Below are 1,650 nucleotides of genomic sequence, written 5' to 3' on the forward strand. Positions count from 1 at the left end.
GTCGCCGATCGCCGGGCGTACCGAGGAGGCGTTGACCGAGCTGGTCGGGTGCTTCGTCAACACGTGGGTGTTGCGGGCACGCGTCATCCCGACCGGTTCGTTCACCGACCTGCTCGGGCAGGTACGAGAAAAGGCGCTGGCGGCCTACGCCCATCAGGACGCGCCGTTCGAGCTGCTGGTCGAACTACTCGACCCGGTGCGCTCCACGGCGCATCACCCATTGTTCCAGGTGGCGTTGGCCTTCCAGAACAACACCCCACCGGGGATCGCGCTGCCCGGAATTACCGCTGAGCCGGTAGGCACCTTGTCGGAGACTTCCCGCTTCGACCTGACCTTCCATGTTGTCGACTCGCCAGAGACCGCGAACTGGAACGGGTTTGTGGAATTCGCGACGGATCTGTTCGACCGGGAGACGGTCGAACAGCTTGTGGCGCGATTCGTGCGGGTGTTGCGGCAGGTGGCGGCCACCCCGGAGGTGGTGGTGGGGGTGGTGGAGGTGCTCACCGCCGCCGAACGCGACCGGCTGCTGCGGGACTACAACGCCACCACCGTGGTCGTCGATACCGACACCACCGTGGTGGAGTTGATCGAGGCACGGGTGCGGCGGGCGCCGGAGGCGGTGGCGGTGGTGTGTGCGGGGGTGGAGTTGTCCTACCGGGACCTCGACGACCGCGCCGACCGTCTGGCGGGTCTGTTGGTCGCGCGGGGGGTGGGGCCCGAGCGGGTGGTGGCGGTGGCGTTACCCCGGTCGGTGGAGTTGGTGGTGGCGTTGTTGGCGGTGTGGAAGGCCGGGGGTGCGTATCTGCCGGTGGATCCGACCTACCCGCCCGACCGGTTGGCGTTCGTGTTCACCGACGCGGCCCCGGTGGCGGTGGTGACCGACCGGGCCACGGCCGCAGCCCTGCCCGCGGTCACGGCGGACACGTTATATATCGACGCTTCGGGAACCCTCACCGATGACCACAGCGAGACCGCTGCGACTGATGGTGATCGGCGTAGTCGGTTGTGTCCGGAAAATCTGGCGTATGTGATCTATACCTCCGGTTCGACCGGCCGCCCCAAGGGTGTCGCCGTCACCCACCGCAATGTGGTTGCTTTGCTCGGTGGCACGGTGGGGTGGTCTGGTTTCTCCTCGGAGGATGTGTGGGCGTGGTGTCATTCGCCTGCGTTCGATTTCTCTGTGTGGGAGCTGTGGGGGGCGCTCGTACACGGCAGTCGGGTTATCGTCGTGGCGTGGGAGACAGTTCGATCCCCAATTATTTTGTGGGAGTTGGTGGTTCGTGAGCAGGTCACAATTCTCAACCAGGCACCGTCGGCGTTCTATGCGCTGTGGGAGGTTTGGGCGTCGGGTGTGTCCGATACCGGCGCGCTCCGATTGGTGATCTTCGCCGGTGAACCGTTGACACCATGGGTCGTGGAACGGACCAGGGCCCTGCTACCGGGGGTGTGCATCGTCAACGGCTACGGACCGACCGAAACAACGGTGTTCGCGACAACGTCGGTACTGCCCCCAGAGGAGGCAGTGGGGGCGTCGGTGCCGATCGGTACCCCGGTGGGGAATACGCGAGTGTTCGTGTTGGATTCGTGGTTGCGGCCGGTGCCGGTAGGGGTGGTGGGCGAGGTGTATGTGGCCGGCACCCAGGTGGGGCG

The 1,650-nt window shown here is 66.0% G+C and carries 1 protein-coding gene; it reads left to right on the top strand.

The features are described from left to right. Positions 1 to 1,650 (top strand): non-ribosomal peptide synthetase (locus ACX4ZE_RS22710; RefSeq protein ID WP_480275498.1); only part of this gene is annotated, 1,650 nt, incomplete at both ends.

This window comes from Nocardia sp. TBRC8007 (assembly GCF_056629435.1).